Source organism: Microbacterium esteraromaticum (assembly GCF_016907315.1).
Taxonomy (GTDB): domain Bacteria; phylum Actinomycetota; class Actinomycetes; order Actinomycetales; family Microbacteriaceae; genus Microbacterium; species Microbacterium esteraromaticum.
Genome location: NZ_JAFBBS010000001.1, coordinates 404,164 through 419,428 on the forward strand (window position 1 = coordinate 404,164; position 15,265 = coordinate 419,428).

Here is a 15,265-nt window from a genome sequence, read left to right on the forward strand (position 1 = left end):
ACGACCTCTTACTGCACGGTCGATTAAGAGGATCTGAAAAGTAGGATCGGATCATGGAACTCCATCAGCTCCAGATCCTGCGCGAACTCGGCGCCCTCGGCAGCGTCACGGCCGTCGCCGATGCGCTGCGGGTCACGCCGTCAGCAGTGTCGCAGCAGCTCGCCGCGCTGCAACGCGGCGTGCGCACTCCCCTCACCCGGAGACAGGGGCGCACACTCGTGCTGACGGCCGCCGGGCAGGTGCTCGCCGAAGCCGGCGGTGAGGCGCTGGATGCCATGGCCGCCGCGCGCGGTGCCCTCGACGCCTTCGAGCACGACGCCGCGGGCGTCGTCAGTGTGAGCGGCTTCCACAGCGCAGGCCAGGCTCTGTTCGGCGCGCTGCTGCGCGAGCTCTCCGGCAGCGACGACGCTCCCACCGTGCAGCTCACCGACGAGGATGTCGCACAGAGCGAGTTCCCCGCCCTCACCGCTCGATACGACATCGTGCTCGCGCACCGCATGGAGCACTCCGAACCGTGGCCCTCGCAGGGCGTGCGCAGCCTCACCCTCGTACGCGAACCGCTCGACGTCGCGGTCGCCGTATCGCACCCTCTCGCCACACGCTCCTCGGTCTCGCCTGCGGACATCGCCGGCGAGCGCTGGGTCACGAGCCGCATCGGATATTCGCCCGACGACGTTCTCGGCGCCGTCGCCGCAGTCGCGAACGTGGCCCCGCGCGTGCAGCACCGCATCAACGACTACGGGGCGGTGGCGGCCGCCGTCGCGGCGGGCGACGTGATCGGCCTGCTCCCCCGCTTCACCTCACGCAGCGTCGACGACAGCGAGATCGTGCGCATCCCGCTGCTCGGCGTCAGCACCCACCGTCTGATCGACGTGCTCGCACGCCCCGAGACACTGCGCCGTCGAAGCGTGCGGCTCGTCGTCGAGGGTCTGCAGCAGGTCATGGCGCGCCTGAGCGGCTGACGGCATGTCATCGGCTCGGAACGGCAGAGGGGCCGGCCCGAAGCAGCGCTTCGACCGGCCCCGGTGCCCTCCGCCTCAGGAGGAGCAGGTGACCTCGGTGCGGTAGATCTGCATGTCACCGCCGGCCGCGTGCGGCGTCATGCACGGCGTGTGGGCGATGTACATGACCTGCTGATACAGCGGCTGGATCACCTGGTCCGCGAGGATGCGGTCCTCCGCCTTCTGCCAGAGTGCGTCCGCCTCATCCTGGCTCGGCGCGGCGAGCGCGGCGTCGACCGCCGCCTGCCCCTCCGCGTCCGCGTACTGAAGCCGGTAGTTGGCGTCGACGTACACCGACGCGACCCACTCGGATGCCGCGGGGAACGACGAGCCCCAGAGCTGGATGACAGGACCGTCGAGCTTGTAGGAGTTGATCGTCTCGGACAGGGCCGCAGCGGGAACCGGCTTCGGCTCGACCTCGAGCCCGATCTCCTTCGCCGAGTTCGAGACGGCGAGCGCCGTTGCCGCATCGGTGGTGTTCTCCGACGAGTAGTTCAGCGGAATGGTGCCCGTGAAGCCAGACTTCTCGATCAGCGCCTTGGCGGCATCGGGATCGAACGTGCAGGACTCGCCGCATGCGTCTTCGCGGTATGCCGACACCGAGTTCGGCATCAGCGAGCCGGCAGGCACCGTCGCCTCCTTGAACAGGTCCTTCGAGATGCTCTCCCGGTCGACGATCATCGAGAACGCCTGGCGGACCTCGAGCGGGAACGTCGCGTCGAGGTAGGTCGGCCAGGTGAAGTAGGTCTCGAGCGTGTTGCGCTCGATGGCCGTCAGCCCCTTCTCACCGAGCGAGTTGCGGCCCTGCGCGATGAGCCCGGGCGGCAGGCTGCGCAGCACATCCGCATTGCCGGCGAGCACATCCTGATAGGCGGTGTTGGTGTCGGTGTAGACGCGGAAGGTGATCTTGTCGGCGGCGCCCTCGGGCACCCAGCCCTTGTACTTCGGATCCTTCTCGAGCACGGCCTCGACCTGAGGGTCGAGGGACTTCAGCGTGTAGACGCCGTTTCCGATCGGCTTCTTGTCGTACGCGAGCGGGTCGGCGAAGGCACTTTCGGGCATCGGGCAGAACGCGAGCTGCGAGAGGATGTAGGGAACGTCGTTGTTCGGCGTCTTCATCTCGATCGTGAAGGTGGTCTCGTCGACGAGGGTGATCCCCGAGAACGTCTCGGCCGCCGCCTCACCCTCGGCGGGGTTCATCTCGTCGTAGCCCTTGATGGGGCCGTAGGCGTAGTTCGACGGCATCGCGTTCACGCCGGCGCCGACGAAGTTGAACGTGTCGACATAGGTCTCAGCAGTGATCGGCGTGCCGTCGGAGAACGTGTGCCCGTCGGCGACCTCGATCGTCCAGGTGACCTGGTCTTCGCTCTCGACCGATTCGGCTCCGCGCATGAAGACCGTGCCGTCCTCTTCGATGCCGGTGAGGGGTTCACAGAGGGCCATCGCGATCTGACTGCCCGGGTTCTGGGCTCCGGTGATGCGGCCGATCTCGCCGTTGTTCACCGCCACGAGCGATGTCGTGCCGTCGCCGGTCTCGGTGGGCTGACCGAGACAGCCTGTCAGCATGGTGGCGCATGCGGCAGCGGCGACGATGCCGGTCCCGATGCGACTGGTGGTGCGCTTCATGGGTGGGTCCTTTCGGAGGGGGTGGTGCTCTGCGTGTCGGACGGGAGGATCGGAATGGTCGAGACCATTCCGACGGAAGAGTGCGTGATCTGCGCCGAGAGATGGCACGACGCCCGGTGCGAGGGCGCTCCACCCGGCACGGGTCGGAGTTCGGGCACCTCGACGGCGCAGCGTTCGATGGCCGCGTAGCAGCGGGTGTGGAACGGGCATCCCGGCGGCGGGTCGATCGGCGAGGGCGGGTCGCCTTCGAGTACGACTCGCTCCAACCTTTCGTTCGGGGCCAGCTTGCGGGGAATCGCAGACAGGAGTGCACGCGTGTAGGGATGCGCGGTCGCTCCGTACACGTCATCGCCGTCGCCCTGTTCGACGACCTTGCCGAGGTACATGGTCACGATGCGATCCGACATGTGCTGGACGACGTCGAGGTCGTGTGCGATGAAGATGATCGACAGACCCAGCTCGCGCTTGAGACGGTTCAGCAGGTTGAGAACCTGCGCACGCACGGAGATGTCGAGGGCGGACACCGGCTCGTCGCACACGAGCAGCTTCGGCTCGACGGCCAGAGCGCGGGCGATGCCGATCCGCTGCAGCTGGCCGCCCGAGAACTCGTGAGGATAGCGGTGCGCGTGGTCGGGGTTGAGACCCACCTGTGCCAGCAGCTCGGCCACGCGGCCGTCGATCTGGTTCGCCGGGAGCAGCGCGTGGGTCACGATCCCCTCGGCGATCGACTGCCCGATCGAGCGGCGGGGATCGAGCGAGGCGTGCGGGTCCTGGAACACCATCTGCACCTCGCGGTGCAGGAGCGTCTTGCGGTCGGCGCGCGACATCGTTCCCACGTCCGCACCGTTCCAGCGAACGGTCCCCTCACTCGGCTCCTCGAGACCGCAGATGATCCGCGCCAGCGTCGACTTCCCGCATCCGGATTCTCCGACGAGTCCGACGGTCTCGCCCTCGTCGACGGCGAAGTCCACTCCGTCGACGGCTCGCACCTGCCCGTGAACCGCTCGCGAGAACAGTGCGTGCTTCTGCTTGTAGAACCGGCGCACCGATTCAAGCTCCAACAGGGGCATCCGCGAGCACCTCCTCCTTGTGATGGCATGCGGCCGCGCGCTGGGCGGCGAACGGTTCGAGCAGCGGCAGCACTGACCGGCACTCGTCGGTCGCGAACTCGCACCGCGGGTTGAAGCTGCAGCCCGGCGGCCTCAGCGCGATGTCGGGCGGAAGGCCGGGGATGGTGGGAAGATCCGCACCGCGATGGGCTGCGCTCGGGATCGAGCCGAGGAGTCCTCTCGTGTAGGGATGCGCGGGACGATCGAACATCGTGCCGATCGGACCCGACTCAGCGACGCGGCCGGCGTACATCACGAGAGCCCGGTCTGCCAGCTGACCGGCCACACCCAGATCGTGCGTGATCATCAGCAGCGCCATGCGCCGCTCCTGCGTGATCTCACTCAGGAGCTCCAGGATCTGCGCCTGAACCGTCGCGTCCAGCGCCGTCGTCGGCTCATCGGCGATGAGGACATCCGGGTCCAGGGCCAGAGCCATCGCGATCATGATGCGCTGACGCATGCCCCCCGAGAACTGGAACGGGTAGTCGTTCGCGCGGTTCGCCGCATCGGGGATGCGCACCGCACGCATCATGTCGATGGCCGCTGCGATCGCCTGCCTCTTCGGCATTCCGCGGTGCACGCGATACAGCTCCGCGATCTGCGTGGACACGGTCTGCACAGGGTTCAGGGCACTCAGGGCATCCTGGAAGATCATCGCGATGCGGGCGCCCTGCACTTTGCGCAGCCTGGCCGGCGGCAGTGTGAGCAGATCTTCCCCGTCGAACATGATGCGGCCGCCGGTGACGCGGGACGCGGGCTTCGGGAGGATGCCCATGATCGCCTTGGCGGTGATGCTCTTGCCGGAGCCTGATTCGCCGAGAACGGCGAGAGTCTCACCGCGGTCGAGAGTGAAGCTGACGTCCTGCAGCGCGGGGATGGGCGGGCGTCCTCCCGATCGGAATTCGAGGGAGAGGTTCTGCACGTCGAGCAGCGCGGTCATCGGCGGGCCTTCGGGTCGAGGGCGTCGCGCAGGCTCTCGCCGAGCACGACGAAGGCGAGCGTTGTGAGGCCCAGCATGAGCGCGGGGAAGAACATCAGCAGTGGTGCGATCTGCCAGTTGCCGTCTTGACTGGCGAGCGCGATCTGGATGCCCCACGAGAAGGCGGGAAGACGAAGGCCGACCCCGAGGATCGAGAACCCAGCCTCAGCCGCCATACCGGCGCCGACGGACAGCGTGGTCATCACGATCAGCGGTGTCACCGCATTCGGGATGACATGGGTACGCAGAATGCGCCATGGGCCCACGCCGAGTCCACGCGCTGCCTGAATGTACTCGAGGTTGCGCACCTGCATGACGGAGCTGCGCATGTAGCGCATGGTCGCCGCCCAGCTGAAGAGCACGAGCACCATCACGATGGTCCACACAGTGCGGGAGCGGAACTGGTAGAGGATCACGAGGCTGGCGATGCCGACGGGGATGCCGAGGATCACGTTCGATGTCCAGGAGATGACCGAGTCGGTGATCCCGCCGAAGTAGCCGGCCAGGGATCCGGCGATGAGTGCGATGACGAAGGAGATCGCCGCTGTGTACACGCCCACCTCGAGCGAGGTGCGCGCTCCGTGGACGATGTTCGACCAGTAGTCGCACCCCTGGATGTCGAAGCCCATCGGATGCCCGGGCTGCGGACCGACGCGCGACATCGACAGGTCGCAGTCCCGGGGGTCGATCGACGTGAAGAGGCCGGGGAAGAGCGACATCAGCGTCACGACGACGATGATCAGCGCGGCGATGTCGAAGAAGGGGCTCTTCCACAGGCTGCGCAGTCCGCTGCGGGGGCGCCCGCGTCGCATGCGCGTGCCGCGCATGGCGATCAGCGTGGTCGTGGATTCAGGCATGACGGACCCTCGGATCGATGATCGGGTACAGCAGGTCGACGACGAGAGCAGCGACCAGGTAGAACAGCAGCAGGAACACGGAGACCCCGACCACGACCGGGCCGTTCTGCGTGTCTATCGCTCTCGCCAGGGTCCCGCCGAGCCCGGGAAGGTTGAAGATCGTCTCGATGAGGACGGACCCGCCGAGCAGCGCGGCGATGCTGAGCCCGAGGTACGTCACGACCGGCACGAAGGCGTTGCGCAGGGCATGCACCCACATGATCCGCTGCGGACCGATCCCCTTCGCGGTGGCCGTCACGATGTAGTCCGAGCGGAGCACGTCGACGAGGCTGGTGCGGCTGAGCCTGGCCAGCGGGGACGCCGTCTCCAGAGCGAGCACGATCGCCGGCAGGATGAACGCGAGCGGGAACCCCGCTTGGACCCCGGAGATCGGGAGCCAGTGCAGCTTGATGCCGAAGACGTACTGCGAGAAGTAGGCGATGATGAAGCCAGGCACCGCCAGGAAGAAGATCGTGAAGAACAGGTTGAACTTGTCCGGGAAGCGGCCCTGACGAAGACCTGCCCAGACGCCGAGGCAGACCCCGATCACGATCTTGAGAACGAACGCCGACAGCGCGAGCACCACGGTGTAGGGAAGCGCGGTGGCGATCAGCGTCGATACCGAGTTGCCGTTGAAGTCATGACCGAAGTCGCCCTGCAGCACGCCCCACAGGTATTTGCCGTACTGGACGAAGAACGGATCGTCGAGGTTGTACTGGTCGCGGATGGCCGCGATCGTGGAGTTCGAGAGCCGCTTCTCTCCCCCGGCGAGCCGCGCGACAGGGTCCCCGGGGATGAGGAAGACGAGCAGGTACACGAGGAACGTCGATCCGATGAGAGTCGGGATCATCATCAGGATGCGGCGCAGCGCGTAGCGGAGCATCAGCGGCGGGACGGCTGGTGCGCCGCGTAGTACTCGAGCAGGTCGTCGCTCAGACGAGGGATCTGGACCGGCGCGGACTGGGAGCGGATGGACAGAGCGCCACCGATTCCGGCCGCCACTGCGTCGCGTGCGGCGACGGGACTGGTGTCGGTGGGCGTTCCGCGGCGGACGAAGTCGACGAACTCCGCAACGGTCAGCGGGTCCGCTCCGCCGTGCCCGCCGTCCCCGCCGTCGTCGATCGGGTACCGAACGTGGCCCTTCTCGAGGTAGTCGCTTCGGGCGTTCCACAGCCGGATCTCGCCGCCCGCGTCGTCGTCGAAGTTCTCGATGCGCCCCTCGGTGCCGATCACCGTGTAGTTGCGCCAGTAGTCGGGCGTGAAGTGACACTGCTGGTAGCTCATGAGCACGCCCGAGTCGGTGCGCATCATGATCATCGAGATGTCCTCGACGTCGATGACGGGGTTCAGGTCCTGCTGCGCCGCCGGAGGCCAGTTCGACATCGAGAACCAGTCACCCATTCGACGGTCGGAGTTGTCGCGTCGCGACTCGACGTCGCCGTACACGGCCAGGTCGCCCACACCCACCACCGAGCGGGTCGAGGTGCCGGCGATCCAATGCATCACATCGATGTCGTGCGCACCCTTCTGCAGCAGGAGGCTCATCGCCTTGTCGCGCTCGGCGTGCCAGTCCTTGAAGTAGTAGTCCCCGCCGTGTCCGACGAAGTGACGGCACCAGATGGCCTTGACCTCGCCGATCTCACCGCGGTCGACGATCTCCTTCAGCATCCGGACGACTCGCATGTGGCGCATGTTGTGGCCGACGTAGACCTTCGTGCCTGTGCGGTGGCCGGCCTCGAGGATGCGATCTGCGTCTTCGATCGAGATCGCGAGCGGCTTCTCGATGTAGGTGGCGATGCCTGCCTCGAGCAGCTCGACCGACACGTCGGCATGCGTGAAGTCGGGCGTCGTGACGAATGCGCCGTCGATCTCGATGCCGGATGCGAGCAGTTCCGCCACCGAGCCGAAGACCGGGATGTCACCGAACAGGCGCCGTGCACGCTCGTGGGTCTTCACATCGGGGTCGACCGCCGCGACCACGCTTCCGCCTGCCTCCCGCACGTGCAGGGCGACGCCCGCGCGGGCGCCCACGCCGATCACCGCGGCGCGGAACGGTGCGGCCTCGACGGCTGGGTCAGTGGTCATCTGTTCGTTCTCCGATTCGGTGGTGATGAGGGGCGCCGGCACGTCCGGCAACCCGTAGATGGCGTGCGAGTGCTTCTCGAATGCGAGTCCCAGAGCGCCGAGAGCAGCGGCATCCGGGCCCAGATCGCCTCCGCGGATGACGCGCGCGCCGGCCTCGATGCCGGTCACGGCGACGCGGATGCCATCGGCCAGCGGCCCGGCGAGGAGGTCGGCGTACTCGCTCAGTTCGCCGCCGAGGACGATGACATCGGGGTCGACGGTGAGCAGCAGCGCAGCCATCGCCGGGGTCATCGCCGCGCTCAGAGCGTTCAGCGCCGCGAGACCGCGCTGATCGGCTGGGTCGTCGCGCAGACGACGCAGCTCGCTCTCGACGCGCGGAACGGCTTCAAGGAGGCTCCCCTCGGGCACGTCGACATCGCTGAATGCGCGCAGCAGGCCGACCTCGCCCGCGCGTCCCCTGCGGCCCCGAAGCACGCTGCCTGAGGCGGTGACTCGCGCAGACACGTGGTGCCAGGTGAGTGCATACACCCCGGTCTCAGCGTCTGCGAGCGCGCCCTGCCGCGACTCCGCTTCGGCCGCCAGCGACAGGTCGTTGTCGACGACGGCCGGCACGCCGAAGTAGTCGCTGAACATGGTCTGCAGATGGCGCCCGCTCCACTCGCTGATCTGAGGCGCCGAGACCAGGATTCCGTCCTCGTCGATGAGACCGGCTACTGCTATGCCCATCGCCGCGACGTCGGAGAGCCCCCGCCCGACTCGCTCCAGCGCCTGCACGAGCAGAGAGCGCACGGGCACGAGGGAGGGGCGGCCTGTCGTGGGCGGGGCGATATCGGAGCCGCCTGCGATCAGCACACGTCCCGTCCGATCAGCGATGACCAGGCGGACGGTGCTCCGGGTGAGATCGAGCCCTACGGCCACCGTTGAGCCCGCAACCGGGGAGTAGGTGCGCGCCGGACGCCCTGCCGCTGCCCGGGCGTCGTGCTCGGTGGCCTGACCCGATGCGACAAGGGCGTGGAGCGCCGCGGTCACGGTCGGCCGGGAGAGCCCTGTCATCTCGGTGAGGTCCGAGATGGTGGCGCGGCCCAGGTCGCGCAGGCTTGCGAGGGAAGCTGCGACGAGCTTCGCATCGATGGTGGACATCTTCGACCCCATTTACGAATTCGGTTTCGTAACCGTTATGAAATGACTTTCATCATTGTGAGGGTCGCGCGGGCCGGTGTCAAACCGGCAGATCCGTCACCCTAGACTCGGCTCATGACCGAGGCCGTGAACCCGCTGCTCACCCGCTCGACACTCCCCTACGAACTGCCCGACTACGCGGCCATTCGCACCGAGCACTACCTCCCCGCGTTCGAGGCGGCCTTCGCTGAGCACCTCGCTGAAGTCAGAGCCATCACCGTGGTGCGATCGATGCCGACCTTCGAGAACACGATCGAGGCTCTGGAGCGCAGCGGCGAGATGCTGGATCGCATCGCGCACGCGTTCTACACGGTCAGTTCCGCAGATGCGTCGCCTGGCATCCAGGCAGTCGACGAGCAGCTCGCCCCGATGATGGCCGCTCACGACGACGCGATACGGCTCGACGGCGCGCTCTACTGGCACGTGTCGCAGGTGCATGATCAGCTCGATCAGCTCGACCTGACAGACGAGCAGCGCTATCTGGTTCAGCGCCATCTCCGCGAGATGACCCATGCGGGAGCCGCGCTCGACGACGCATCCAAGACACGTCTGACCGCAGTGAATCAGCGCCTGTCAACGCTCAGCACGACGTTCGAGAAGAACCTCCTGGCCGACACGAACGCCCTGGCCGTGGTCTTCGACGACGCCGCAGAACTCGACGGTCTCTCCGAGGGCGAACTCAGCGCGACCGCACGCGCGGCAGCGGAGCGCGGTCTCGAAGGGAGGTATCTGGTCTCGCTGCCGCTGTTCAGCGGCCATCCCTACCTCGCTTCCCTCACCCGGCGCGAGAGCCGTCGTCGCATCATGCAGGCGTCACTCGCCCGCGCCTCACGCGGGAACGAGCACGACAACAGAGCCGTCCTCGCTGAGATCGTGTCTCTCCGCGCAGAGCGCGCGGAGCTGCTCGGCTACGACTCGCACGCCGCGTACGTCACCGCAGACGAGACAGCCGGCACGCCGTACGCCGTCGAGCGCATGCTGCGAGAACTGGCCGCTCCCGCCGCCCGCAACGCGCGGCGCGAGTCGGCGGCGCTGCAGCAGATCATCGACGAAACGGAGCCCGAGCCATTTCCACTCGAGGCTCACGACTGGGCCTACTACACCGAGAAGGTTCGACAGGCCCGCTATGACATCGACACCGCAGCCCTGCGGCCGTACTTCGAGGCCGGACGAGTGCTGCGCGACGGCGTCTTCTTCGCCGCGACGAAGCTGTACGGGATCACCTTCACGGAACGCACCGACCTGGTGTCGTACCACCCCGGAGCGCGGGTCTTCGAGGTGCACGACGAGGACGGCTCAGCGGTCGGGCTGTACGTGCTCGATCTGTACACCCGCGATTCCAAGAGAGGCGGAGCGTGGATGAACCCGATCGTGAGCGAGTCGGCGCTGCGCGGCACCCTGCCGGTGGTGGCGAACAACCTCAACGTCTCGCAGCCCGCCGAGGGGATGCCCACCTTGCTCACGCTGGATGAGGTGACCACGCTGTTCCATGAGTTCGGTCACGCGCTGCACGGACTGTTCGCCCGGGTCACGTACCCGCACTTCTCGGGCACGAACGTGTTCCGCGACTTCGTCGAGTTCCCGAGCCAGGTGAACGAGATGTGGATCCTGTGGGAAGAGGTTCTGCGGAACTACGCGCGCCACCATGAGACGGGAGAGCCGCTCGACGCGGGGATCATCGCGCGCCTGCGCGCGTCGGAGAAGTTCGATCAGGGTCACGCGACAAGCGAGTACCTCGCCGCAGCGTGGCTCGATCAGGCATGGCACCGGGTGGGCGCGGGCGCCGAGCCGGGCGACATCGCGGCATTCGAGCGCGATGCTCTGGCCGACGTCGGACTGCTGAGCCCGGTCGTGCCGACCCGCTATTCATCCGCGTACTTCGCTCACATCTTCTCGGGCGGGTACAGTGCCGGCTACTACTCGTATATCTGGAGCGAGGTGCTCGACGCAGACACCGTGGAGTGGTTCCGGGAGAACGGCGGCCTCACCCGCGCGAACGGGGATCGCTTCCGCCGGCGTCTGCTCGGCGTGGGCGGGTCGAAGGATCCGGTCGAGGCCTACCGCGACTTCCGGGGTCGGGATGCTGAGATCGCTCCGCTGCTCGAGCGCCGCGGACTCGATCGTTGAGAGCCTCGCGTCTCAGCTGTGATGCTGCCGCGTCAGGTACTGCATCGCCTTGTACCAGGTGAGCTGATGGTAGCTCTGCGTCAGGTGCTCGCCGAGCGCTGACACAGGCATGACTCGCACCGCGATGCTCTCGGTGTCGTCGAGCCGCTGCTCCCCCGCGCGAACGCAGTCCAGAGCGAGGAAATGGTGCACTCGATTCGTGTGGTTGCCGAAGTTCGCCCAGGTCGGTCCGAGGTCGATCACCTCGGATGCCGTGAACCCCGTCTCCTCACGCAGTTCGCGATGCGCAGCATCGAGCGGGGACTCGTCCGGTTCCACGGCGCCGCCGATCGTGCCCGGAGCGACGATGCGGGCGCCATGCCGGTACTCCTCGACAATGATGGCGTCGCCGCTGCGGTCCAGCGCGAGCACCGAGATCCAGTCACCGGGTTGCAGCACGTAATACGGCGCGATGCGCCGACCCCGGGCGTCTTCGCAGTCATCCGCTCGCAGCGTGATCCAGCGATCGGCCACGATGGTGCGCGTGGTGACCACCCGCCAGGGTTCGGGGCCGTCGCCCGTCATGCCGCTCAGGCGCTCTTGCGCTTGCGCGAGAGAACCACGGTGGGCGGTGCTCCTTCTTCGACGGCCGCCTTGGTGACGACGACCTTCGAGACGTCTTCAGCAGACGGGATCTCGAACATGATCGGGCCGAGCACGTCCTCGAGGATCGCACGCAGCCCGCGGGCGCCGGTCTTCCGGAGCACCGCGAGGTCGGCGATCGAGCGCAGCGCGTCGTCTTCGAACTCGAGCTGCACGCCGTCGATCTCGAACATCCGCTGGTACTGCTTGACCAGCGCGTTCCGCGGGCCGGTGAGGATGTCGATCAGGGCATCCTGATCGAGGGGCGAGACCGAGGTGACGACGGGCAGGCGGCCGATGAACTCGGGAATGAGCCCGAACTTGTGCAGGTCCTCGGGAAGAACCTCGCTGAACAGATCGAGATCCTTGCCCTTGTCGTGCAGCGGAGCGCCGAAGCCGACGCCATGCTTTCCGACGCGAGCCGAGATGATCTCCTCGAGGCCGGCGAACGCACCTGCCACGATGAACAGCACGTTGGTCGTGTCGATCTGAAGGAACTCCTGGTGGGGGTGCTTGCGACCGCCCTGCGGGGGAACGGATGCGACGGTGCCCTCGAGGATCTTCAGAAGCGCCTGCTGCACGCCCTCACCCGACACGTCGCGAGTGATGGACGGGTTCTCTGCCTTGCGGGCGATCTTGTCGATCTCGTCGATGTAGATGATGCCGGTCTCGGCGCGCTTCGTGTCGTAGTCGGCGGCCTGGAGCAGCTTGAGCAGGATGTTCTCGACATCTTCGCCGACATAGCCGGCCTCGGTCAGAGCCGTCGCGTCGGCGACGGCGAACGGCACGTTGAGCCGCTTCGCGAGGGTCTGAGCGAGGTAGGTCTTGCCACAGCCGGTCGGGCCCAGCATGAGGATGTTGCTCTTCGCGACCTCGACCTCTTCGGCCCGCTGCTCGGCGGACTGGATGGTACCGCGGGCGCGCACGCGCTTGTAGTGGTTGTAGACGGCCACCGCGAGCGAGCGCTTCGCGGCGTCCTGGCCCACGACGTACTCCTCGAGGAACGAGAAGATCTCACGCGGCTTGGGCAGCTCGAAGTCGGCGACCGGCCCGCTGCCTGCCTCGGCCATGCGCTCTTCGATGATCTCGTTGCACAGCTCGACGCACTCGTCGCAGATGTAGACGCCGGGGCCGGCGATCAGCTGCTGCACCTGCTTCTGGCTCTTTCCGCAGAAAGAGCATTTGAACAGATCAGCGCTTTCACCGATGCGTGCCATGCGCGTCCTCCTCGGGGCAATGAGAGATCGTCATTCGAGCGTAACCGCTGGCCCCGACACCGGGCCGCATTGACGGGCGCACGACACGGGCCCGACTCCGCTCTGGGCGGAATCGGGCCCGAGATCAGTCACTCACACCATCGACTTGGTGTGCCACACGGTCTTGGTCTCGGTGAACGCGGTGATCCGATCGAGACTCGGCTCGACCGCTCCAGGGCGCAGCACCCGCTTCAGCGTGTCCGCCGCGGCGATCTCGAGATCGACCCAGTCGAGAGCGCCGGCGCCGCTCAGGTCGAGCGCATTGACGTCGGCGTGGGATGCCAGCCAGGGTGCGATCTCGGCGGGCGAGCCAGTGAGCACGTTCACCACTCCCCCTGGTACGTCGCTGGTCGCCAGCACCTCGGCCAGGCTGATGGCCGACAGCGGGAACCGCTCGCTCGCGACGACCACGACCGTGTTGCCGGTGACGAGGGCCGGCGCGATCGCCGACACCAGTCCGAGCAGCGCGGAGTCCTGCGGCGCGATCGTGGCGACGACGCCGGTGGGCTCGGGAACCGAGATGTTGAAGTACGGGCCCGACACCGGGTTGGCGTTTCCTGCCACCTGCGCGTATTTGTCGCACCAGCCTGCGTACCAGACCCACAGGTCGATCGCGGCGTCGACCTGTGCGCTGGCGGCGCCGGCGGACACGCCCTCCTGGTCGGTGATCTCATCGATGAACTGCGCGCGCCGGCCCTCGAGGATCTCGGCGACGCGGTAGAGCACCTGGCCGCGGTTGTAGGCGGTCGCTCCCGACCACCCCTTCACGGCGGCCCGTGCGGCGACGACTGCATCCCTGGCGTCCTTACGGGATGCCTTCGCGGCGTTCGCGAGGAAGGCTCCCTTCGGCGTGACGACCTCATACGTGCGACCCGATTCGCTGCGCGGGAACGCACCCCCGATGGCCAGCTTGTATGTCTTCGGAACGGTGAGGCGCTTGCTCATGCCGATGCTCCCTTCAGGTATGCGGTCAGGCCGTGCCGGCCGCCTTCACGGCCGTAGCCGGACTCCTTGTAGCCGCCGAACGGGCTCGACGGATCGAATCGGTTGAACGTGTTCGCCCACACCACGCCGGCGCGAAGGCGATCCGCCACAGCGAGGATGCGCGAGCCCTTGTCGCTCCAGATGCCGGCCGACAGGCCGTACGGCGTGTTGTTGGCCTTGGCGATCGCCTCGGCCGGGGTGCGGAATGTCAGCACCGACAGCACGGGGCCGAACACCTCGTCGCGCGCGATGCGGTGCGAGGCCTCCACCCCGGTGAAGATGGTCGGGGCGAACCAGAAGCCCTTCTCGGGGATGGCGCAGTCCGCGGTCCAGCGCTCAGCGCCCTCAGCCTCGCCGATGTCGCTGAGCTCGCGGATGCGGGCCAGCTGAGCGGCCGAGTTGATCGCGCCGATATCGGTGTTCTTGTCGAGCGGATCGCCCAGACGGAGCGTCGACAGACGCTGCTTGAGGCGGTCGATGACCTCATCGTGGATCGACTCCTGCACGAGCAGACGGCTGCCGGCGCAGCAGACATGCCCCTGGTTGAAGAAGATGCCGTTCACGATGCCCTCTACGGCCTGGTCGATCGGCGCGTCGTCGAAGACGATGTTGGCGGCCTTGCCTCCCAGCTCGAGGGTCACCTTCTTGTCGGAGCCGGCGATCGCCTTGGCGATGTCGCGGCCGACTCCCGTCGATCCGGTGAAGGCGACCTTGTCGACATCCGGATGCCTGACCAGCGCCGCGCCCGTGGCACCAGCACCGGTGACGATGTTGACGACACCGGCGGGCAGGTCGGCCTGCTGGAGGATCTCGGCGAAGATCAGCGCGGTCAGCGGCGTCGTCTCAGCGGGCTTGAGCACCACGGTGTTGCCTGCGGCGAGAGCCGGGGCGACCTTCCACGCCAGCATGAGCAGCGGGAAGTTCCACGGGATGACCTGTGCGGCGACACCGAGCGCCTTCGGGTTGGCGCCGAGACCCGCGTAGTCGAGCTTGTCGGCCCATCCGGCGTAGTAGAAGAACCACGATGCGACGAGGGGCACGTCGACGTCGCGGCTCTCCTTGATCGGCTTGCCGTTATCGAGGCTCTCGGCGACGGCGAGCTCACGAGCGCGCTCCTGCACGAGGCGGGCGATGCGGAAGAGGTACTTGCCGCGGTCGCGACCGCTCATCTTCGACCAGACCTTGTCATGGGCGCGGCGGGCGGCTGCGACAGCGCGGTCGATGTCGCCGTCGGACGCCGACGCGATCTCGGCGATGCGGTGCTCGTCGGCGGGCGAGATGGTGTGGAAGCTGTCGCCCGTGCCGTCGACGAACTCCCCGTCGATGAACAGACCGTAGCTGTCCTTGAGGCGCAGGATCGCCGTGGACTCCGGCGCGGGAGCGTATTCCAGGAATGACATAT

The 15,265-nt window shown here is 67.2% G+C and carries 12 protein-coding genes; 2 read left to right on the forward strand and 10 right to left on the reverse strand.

Going from position 1 to position 15,265, the window contains the following annotated elements:
* Positions 1–53: 53 nt before the first annotated feature.
* The gene (locus JOE67_RS01985; protein ID WP_204973869.1) at positions 54–962 is read left to right on the forward strand and encodes a LysR family transcriptional regulator; all 909 of its coding nucleotides are present in this window, start codon (positions 54–56) and stop codon (positions 960–962) included.
* Between the two features lie 75 nt (positions 963–1,037).
* Here JOE67_RS01985 and JOE67_RS01990 read toward each other — a convergent pair whose 3' ends face one another.
* From JOE67_RS01990 to JOE67_RS02015, 6 genes are read right to left on the reverse strand one after another with little or no spacing between them, the layout of a single operon-like run.
* On the reverse strand, positions 1,038–2,627 hold the full coding sequence (locus tag JOE67_RS01990) for an ABC transporter substrate-binding protein (protein WP_204973870.1): 1,590 nt from the start codon (positions 2,625–2,627) through the stop codon (positions 1,038–1,040).
* Positions 2,624–3,697 carry an ABC transporter ATP-binding protein gene (locus JOE67_RS01995; protein WP_204973872.1) on the reverse strand — a complete coding sequence of 358 codons (1,074 nt, stop codon included), beginning with the start codon at positions 3,695–3,697 and terminating at the stop codon, positions 2,624–2,626. Before JOE67_RS01995 ends, JOE67_RS01990 begins: the two co-directional genes overlap by 4 nt.
* Positions 3,678–4,676, reverse strand: coding sequence for an ABC transporter ATP-binding protein (locus JOE67_RS02000; RefSeq protein WP_204973874.1), 999 nt, complete (start codon positions 4,674–4,676; stop codon positions 3,678–3,680). Before JOE67_RS02000 ends, JOE67_RS01995 begins: the two co-directional genes overlap by 20 nt.
* Complete coding sequence (locus JOE67_RS02005; RefSeq protein WP_204973876.1) at positions 4,673–5,572, reverse strand: ABC transporter permease; 900 nt, start codon at positions 5,570–5,572, stop codon at positions 4,673–4,675. Before JOE67_RS02005 ends, JOE67_RS02000 begins: the two co-directional genes overlap by 4 nt.
* On the reverse strand, positions 5,565–6,494 hold the full coding sequence (locus tag JOE67_RS02010; RefSeq protein WP_204973878.1) for an ABC transporter permease: 930 nt from the start codon (positions 6,492–6,494) through the stop codon (positions 5,565–5,567). Before JOE67_RS02010 ends, JOE67_RS02005 begins: the two co-directional genes overlap by 8 nt.
* The gene (locus tag JOE67_RS02015) at positions 6,494–8,836 is read right to left on the reverse strand and encodes an ROK family protein (RefSeq protein ID WP_204973880.1); all 2,343 of its coding nucleotides are present in this window, start codon (positions 8,834–8,836) and stop codon (positions 6,494–6,496) included. The genes JOE67_RS02010 and JOE67_RS02015 overlap by 1 nt, the downstream gene beginning before the upstream one ends.
* A gap of 114 nt (positions 8,837–8,950) precedes the next feature.
* Between JOE67_RS02015 and JOE67_RS02020 the strand changes: the two genes are divergently transcribed.
* Entirely contained in the window at positions 8,951–11,002 is a 2,052-nt protein-coding gene (locus JOE67_RS02020; RefSeq protein ID WP_204973882.1) for a M3 family metallopeptidase, read from the forward strand.
* Positions 11,003–11,014: 12 nt separating this feature from the next.
* Here JOE67_RS02020 and JOE67_RS02025 read toward each other — a convergent pair whose 3' ends face one another.
* The 4 genes from JOE67_RS02025 to JOE67_RS02040 form a co-directional block, all read right to left on the reverse strand.
* Positions 11,015–11,566 (reverse strand): NUDIX hydrolase, encoded by a 552-nt coding sequence (locus JOE67_RS02025; protein ID WP_204973883.1) that lies wholly within the window; start codon positions 11,564–11,566, stop codon positions 11,015–11,017.
* Positions 11,567–11,571: 5 nt separating this feature from the next.
* The gene (gene clpX, locus JOE67_RS02030) at positions 11,572–12,840 is read right to left on the reverse strand and encodes an ATP-dependent Clp protease ATP-binding subunit ClpX (protein ID WP_204973884.1); all 1,269 of its coding nucleotides are present in this window, start codon (positions 12,838–12,840) and stop codon (positions 11,572–11,574) included.
* Between the two features lie 132 nt (positions 12,841–12,972).
* Positions 12,973–13,824 (reverse strand): aldehyde dehydrogenase family protein, encoded by an 852-nt coding sequence (locus JOE67_RS02035; protein ID WP_204973885.1) that lies wholly within the window; start codon positions 13,822–13,824, stop codon positions 12,973–12,975.
* Entirely contained in the window at positions 13,821–15,263 is a 1,443-nt protein-coding gene (locus JOE67_RS02040; protein WP_204973886.1) for an aldehyde dehydrogenase family protein, read from the reverse strand. The genes JOE67_RS02035 and JOE67_RS02040 overlap by 4 nt, the downstream gene beginning before the upstream one ends.
* Positions 15,264–15,265 lie beyond the last annotated feature (2 nt).

Bases quoted from the DNA above. Each gene is read 5' to 3' on its own strand.
- JOE67_RS02020 (WP_204973882.1), top strand. From the start codon at position 8,951: ATGACCGAGGCCGTGAACCCGCTGCTCACCCGCTCGACACTCCCCTAC.
- clpX (WP_204973884.1), bottom strand. From the start codon at position 12,840: ATGGCACGCATCGGTGAAAGCGCTGATCTGTTCAAATGCTCTTTCTGC.
- JOE67_RS02000 (WP_204973874.1), bottom strand. From the start codon at position 4,676: ATGACCGCGCTGCTCGACGTGCAGAACCTCTCCCTCGAATTCCGATCG.
- JOE67_RS01995 (WP_204973872.1), bottom strand. From the start codon at position 3,697: ATGCCCCTGTTGGAGCTTGAATCGGTGCGCCGGTTCTACAAGCAGAAG.
- JOE67_RS02015 (WP_204973880.1), bottom strand. From the start codon at position 8,836: ATGTCCACCATCGATGCGAAGCTCGTCGCAGCTTCCCTCGCAAGCCTG.
- JOE67_RS02035 (WP_204973885.1), bottom strand. From the start codon at position 13,824: ATGAGCAAGCGCCTCACCGTTCCGAAGACATACAAGCTGGCCATCGGG.
- JOE67_RS02010 (WP_204973878.1), bottom strand. From the start codon at position 6,494: ATGCTCCGCTACGCGCTGCGCCGCATCCTGATGATGATCCCGACTCTC.
- JOE67_RS01990 (WP_204973870.1), bottom strand. From the start codon at position 2,627: ATGAAGCGCACCACCAGTCGCATCGGGACCGGCATCGTCGCCGCTGCC.
- JOE67_RS02005 (WP_204973876.1), bottom strand. From the start codon at position 5,572: ATGCCTGAATCCACGACCACGCTGATCGCCATGCGCGGCACGCGCATG.
- JOE67_RS02040 (WP_204973886.1), bottom strand. From the start codon at position 15,263: ATGTCATTCCTGGAATACGCTCCCGCGCCGGAGTCCACGGCGATCCTG.
- JOE67_RS02025 (WP_204973883.1), bottom strand. From the start codon at position 11,566: ATGACGGGCGACGGCCCCGAACCCTGGCGGGTGGTCACCACGCGCACC.
- JOE67_RS01985 (WP_204973869.1), top strand. From the start codon at position 54: ATGGAACTCCATCAGCTCCAGATCCTGCGCGAACTCGGCGCCCTCGGC.